Below are 5,027 nucleotides of genomic sequence, written 5' to 3' on the forward strand. Positions count from 1 at the left end.
CCCCGCCGCTACCTGCCCGAGGCCAGCATGGAAAGGATCTACCCCGCCGACCCCGGTCGCGACGAACTCCCGCCTACTTCATGACTGTTGGCGCACGACCACTACACCACCTCATGGGACACGACCCCTCGGACACCGAAGGCGGACCTGAACACCTCGTCTTCGAACAGCGGGCCGAGCTCGTCCCGGACCCTCATCGCCAGACAGCCTTTGGGGAAGGCAGCGAGGGCCACCTGCCGTGTCACCTGCGGGACCTCTGCCCCTGATCTCGACCCCATCGACACCACTCCACCCCGTTCCGCGGCCGAACGACGCACCCTGGATCAGACCGCTGAAGAACGATCTTTCCGTCCAGGACACATCCAGGTGCGAAATCGCGAAGGGTTCACCCAATTGGGCAACAGGGTCCCTCGATGAAGCGGAACACGTCGGCTCTGGCGGCCTCGCGGCTCTCCCGGATCGTGGTGCCGATCTCCGCTTTGAGCAGGCCGAAGAAGCTCTCGGCTGCGGCGTTGTTGTAGCACATACCGGTTCGTCCCATGCTCTGCCTCAAGTTCAACTTCCTTATCTCCCTGCGGAATTCACCACTCGTGTATTCACTTCCGCGGTCGGTGTGCATGATGCAGCCGGGCTGCAGACCGCCGCGGCCGGCCGCCATGCGCAGGGCGTCAGCGACCAGTTCGGCCCGGCGGTGGTCCGCCATCGCGTACCCGATCACCTCGCGGGTCGCCAGGTCGATGACCGTGGCCGGGTACCACCGGCCCTCCATCGTCGCCAGATACGTGATGTCGCCGACCAGCTTCGTGCCGGGCCGAGCAGCGGTGAAGTCGCGCCCGACCAGGTCCGGGGCCGGGGCTGCCTTGGAGTCCTGCCTCGTCAGGTGGCGGCGCCGACGGCGGGTGATGCCGCGGATATCGCGCTCGCGCGTGATCCGCTCGACCCTCTTCCGGTTGATCGCATGGCCGCCTCACCGCAACTCGGCATGCACGCGCGGGGCACCGTAGGCGCCCCGGGAGCTGGAGTGGATTCCCGGATCCGCCCCGCCAACTCGTCCTCGGCGCGCTGCCGTTCGGCGATGGCGGGCCGTGATGTGAGCCACGCGTAATAGGTGGAGCGGTTGATGCCCATCACGCGGCACAGCCGCGCGACGCTATAGCCATCGGGGTTCGCCTCGGTGGCCTTCTCCGCATCGATGAAAGGCACAGAGCGCCTACTTCACGATCTCCTTCGCGAAGAAGGCCGCGGCTGTTACCAGGATCTCGTTCGCGGACTCAACCGTCCCAGTATCAGGTTGTCCAGTTCCGTGGGGGAACTTCATGGAGACGGCGGGTGAGTTCTCGGGGTCGAAGCGAGCACGATGCTTCGCGACGGTCTCCTCATGCGGACGAGGATTTCGCCGAGCGCATGACCATCACCCAGCCAACGAACTTCGCGCTGGAGTCCGGCGACCTCGCACCAGGGAAGACCGGCGTCAGTTGGTACCACGCCGGAAGGTTGCACGGTAGTCCCTTGGGCGCCGTCCGGTGTGCTTGGCGAAGAGAGCAGCGAAGGTTCCGGAGTCCATGTACCCGACCGCGGTGGAGATGCTGGCGACGGTTCGGTCCGTGGTCTCAAGGAGGTGGCGGGCACGACGGACGCGCGATGACTGTAGGTACTCGAGAGGGCTCTGGCCAGTCTCGTCTGCGAAGCGCCGCAGCAGCGTCCGAGTGCTGACCCTGAATGTGTCCGCCAACGCGGCGAGGTCGTATCGGGCGGCGAGGTTCTGGTCGAGGCGCCGCATCACCCTGCGGGAGAACTCGTTTCCGGGCTGCGGAAGAAGTCGCACGTCGACATATGGAGTCTGGGACGACCGCGCATCGTCGACGAGCGCCACCCGCGCGGTTGTCCGCGCCACCTCGGCTCCGCTGTGTTGGCGGATCAGTTCCAGCGCGAAGTCGTACATGGCGCTGAAGGCCGCCGTCGTCGTCACTCCCTTGTCGGTGACGACTAGACGTTCGGGTCGGACTTCAGTCTCGGGACAGCGTCGAGCCAATTCGTCGGCGAGGAGCCATGCCGTCGTGGCCCGGCGTTGGTTGAGAAGCCCTGCCTCGGCGAGAAGGAACGCACCGACACAGATCGAGACGACGACGTTACCCGCAGCGGCGTGTGAGCGGATCGCCGCGATTTCAGGGGTGAGGGCTGCGAGCTTCGCGTCCACGTCGAGGCCCGGCACGAGCTCGAACCCCGGCACGACAAGAACGTCGACCTCGCGCATCGGAGAGACGGCCAACGCCGCGCCACCCGATGCGGCGACGCGACGACGAGGCGAAACAACCGAAACCTCGTAGCCGGCGCGGTCCGGGCCGGCAACGTGCGTGGCCATCGTCAACAGATCGGGCACTCCGAACACCTCGGACGCGAAGCAGCCTGGATAGGCCAGGACACCAACCCGCAGCGCGCTCACGCTCGCCTCCTGACCGTCACATCTTTGGCGATATCACCCCTCTACATGGCGATCCAGCCTATCGCCGTGTGCGGGTACATCAGTCCAAGCTGTCGCCATGAGCGCTCCCGACGGACATCTTGACGACGCGATCACAGACTTCTCCCGCCGGCTGGTGGACGTGGACGGGGTGGTGAAGACGGTGTATGCCGCGGGTTCTGGGCCAGCCGTCGTGTTGATGCCGGAGATGCCCGGTATCAGTCCTGACGTCCTTCGGCTCGCGCGGTGGGTGCGGGATGCGGGCTTCACCGTCCACGTCCCCTCACTCTTCGGGGTCGACGGCGCCTATCCCACGGTCGAGGGTGGTGAGGGGGTCATCCGTCGCGCGTGTGTCAGTGCCGAGTTCCGTGCCTTCGCCAGGGCCGGCACCAGCCCCGTCGTGGCGTGGCTGCGCGGGCTGGCCCGCCAAGCTCACGCCGAGTGCGGCGGATCGGGAGTCGGTGCGATCGGACTGTGCTTCACCGGCAACTTCGCACTCACCATGGCGATTGAGCCGGCTGTCATCGCGCCAGTGGTCAACCACCCGTCACTGCCGCTGGACGATCCCGCCGGACTCGAGATGAGCGACGAGGACGCGCGCGCGGTCCGAGACCGCATCGCGCGCGACGGGCTGAAGATCCTCGCCTACCGCTTCGACGACGATCGCTGGTGCACCGGGCAGCGTTTCGCCGCGTACCAAGCACTGCTCGGCGACGCCTTCGACGGCCGCGTCCTTCCGGGCAGTTCTGCGAACACGAACCCGCCCCCGTTCTTCCGCGACATGGTCGGATCCCCCCACAGCGTTGTCACCGCCCACCTCGTCGACGAGGACGGACATCCCACACTCAAGGCCAAGGACGAGATTCTCGCCTTCCTGACCGACCGCTTGAGCCGGTCCGGATCCGATGGGGCCACCTGCGCGAACGGCACGATCCGATGAGAAGCTACTGGACGAACTGGCAGTACGAGCGGTGACCGGCGTGCCAGTTGATGCACTCCCAGGCTCCGCAGAGGTGCCTGCTCGCGCGGCCGCCGCACAGCCGGTTTCGGCGCCGACACACGAATGCCCAAGCAGGATAGGGAAGAAACAGTCGATGACCATCACCAACGCGGATGACCGCACCGCTGCCGCCGCCATGTTCGAAGCAGGCAAGGCGTTGCAACTGCAAGCTGGCCACTCGGGATGGTCGCAGGCGCTGGCCACCTACGACGATCTGATTGCGCGTTTTCGGGACAGCCGTGATCCCATGGTGGCGCGCAGCGTCGCCGATGCGTTGACCTGGGGTGCCTACATCTGTATGTCTCACGACTCCCTGGATCGGACTCTGGCCCGCTACCAGCAGGCCATCGACATGTTCGAGGGATGGCCGGAGGAGACCTTTCGACGTAATCTGGCGGTCGCATGGGGCGGCAAGGCCATCGCCTTGGACAAGCTCAACCGCAGGGCCGAACGGCTACAGGCACTCGATGAGCTGGCCGGCCGGATCGACTACCGGCCCTGGGATCTCTCCGAGGACGAGACCGTGGTCAGCGAGGAGTTGGCCAAGGGGGCTCTCAACTACGGCTGCACCCTGCAGGAGGAAGGTCGAAACCAGGAGGCGATGGCCGCCTGGAGCCGGTTGGTAAACCGCTTCGGTAATGACACACGACCCAGCGTCCTGGAATTCGTGGCCTGCGGGGCGGCCAATCTGGGCAGCGTCCTCATGGAGCTGAAGCGGCGCGACGAGGCGGCCGCCCAGTGGAACTACGTCGTCACCCGCTTCGCCGGCATCGACTACCCCTACCTGCAAGAGCACGTGGACCGGGCAAGGGAGGGCTTGAAGGACCTCGCCAAACCCAGGTGGTGGCCCTGGTAGCGGCTAGGAGTACAGCTGGCGTGGGGGTGCCGCCCGCAGGAGTCGGCCGGGGCGCCAGGTCAGCGCACTCCCAGCTCGACCCTTCCCTCCAGAGGAACCGCACCCATCGTCATTCACCGGACCAGGACCGGGATATGCACCGGCGACGCGGCCGGTGTCCACGGGCGGCTGTCTGCTCGATGAATGTCACTGGCCACCCCCACCCCGAATGAAAGCCAGGTGATGTCATTCCCTTGGCTACGGTTCTCCCTGGATGGCGGGCCAGGACGGCACCACAGGAGATGTGCACGGGCGCTTGGGGTCATGACCCGTTCGACGACGACGCTGGAAGGGTGCGATGGAGATAGAAGCGCTGGTCAGCGAGGCGTGGCGGTCGAGGACCACGACGCAGCGGCTGCGGGAGCTGGCCTGCGAGGTGAGGGTGTAGTTCTGCCGGCTGGGGTTGGGGTGGAGGCGCTGGTGCTCGCGGGCGGTGTGAAGTCAGCCCGGTACCGGTCAGCCGGGCAGGAAGGGCTGAGCCCAGTCGGTGAACCGCTGCCCCAGCTCCGCCTGCGCTGCTGCAACGACGGCGTCCGGGTCCTCCGTCACGGGCAGGCCGAAGTGCCGGTCGAGCCAGGCGGCGAACTCTCCGTGGCCGTCGCTGTGCCGGTGGTCCTTCCCGCGGTAGAAGTAGGCGCTGTCCCAGTCCACCGAGATCTCCGCGTCGAAGC

At 66.6% G+C, this 5,027-nt stretch carries 4 protein-coding genes and 1 pseudogene; 2 read left to right on the forward strand and 3 right to left on the reverse strand.

Going from position 1 to position 5,027, the window contains the following annotated elements:
* Positions 1–385: 385 nt before the first annotated feature.
* On the reverse strand, positions 386–955 hold the full coding sequence (locus KV557_RS41245; protein WP_218207246.1) for an IS3 family transposase: 570 nt from the start codon (positions 953–955) through the stop codon (positions 386–388).
* A 516-nt stretch (positions 956–1,471) separates the two neighbouring features.
* Positions 1,472–2,443 (reverse strand): GlxA family transcriptional regulator, encoded by a 972-nt coding sequence (locus KV557_RS41250; RefSeq protein ID WP_218207241.1) that lies wholly within the window; start codon positions 2,441–2,443, stop codon positions 1,472–1,474.
* 97 nt (positions 2,444–2,540) lie between these two features.
* Here KV557_RS41250 and KV557_RS41255 point away from each other — a divergent pair, with 97 nt between their 5' ends.
* Positions 2,541–3,401, forward strand: a complete 861-nt coding sequence (locus KV557_RS41255; RefSeq protein WP_218207243.1) for a dienelactone hydrolase family protein — start codon at positions 2,541–2,543, stop codon at positions 3,399–3,401.
* A gap of 154 nt (positions 3,402–3,555) precedes the next feature.
* Positions 3,556–4,317 carry a tetratricopeptide repeat protein gene (locus KV557_RS41260; protein WP_218207245.1) on the forward strand — a complete coding sequence of 254 codons (762 nt, stop codon included), beginning with the start codon at positions 3,556–3,558 and terminating at the stop codon, positions 4,315–4,317.
* Between the two features lie 495 nt (positions 4,318–4,812).
* Here the strand turns inward: KV557_RS41260 and KV557_RS41265 are convergent.
* Positions 4,813–5,027 (reverse strand): annotated as a pseudogene (locus KV557_RS41265) (hypothetical protein); the annotation flags it as partial.

The sequence above is a fragment of the Kitasatospora aureofaciens genome, assembly GCF_019192735.1.
GTDB classification, from domain to species: domain Bacteria; phylum Actinomycetota; class Actinomycetes; order Streptomycetales; family Streptomycetaceae; genus Kitasatospora; species Kitasatospora aureofaciens_A.

Bases quoted from the DNA above. Each gene is read 5' to 3' on its own strand.
- KV557_RS41255 (WP_218207243.1), top strand. From the start codon at position 2,541: ATGAGCGCTCCCGACGGACATCTTGACGACGCGATCACAGACTTCTCC.
- KV557_RS41260 (WP_218207245.1), top strand. From the start codon at position 3,556: ATGACCATCACCAACGCGGATGACCGCACCGCTGCCGCCGCCATGTTC.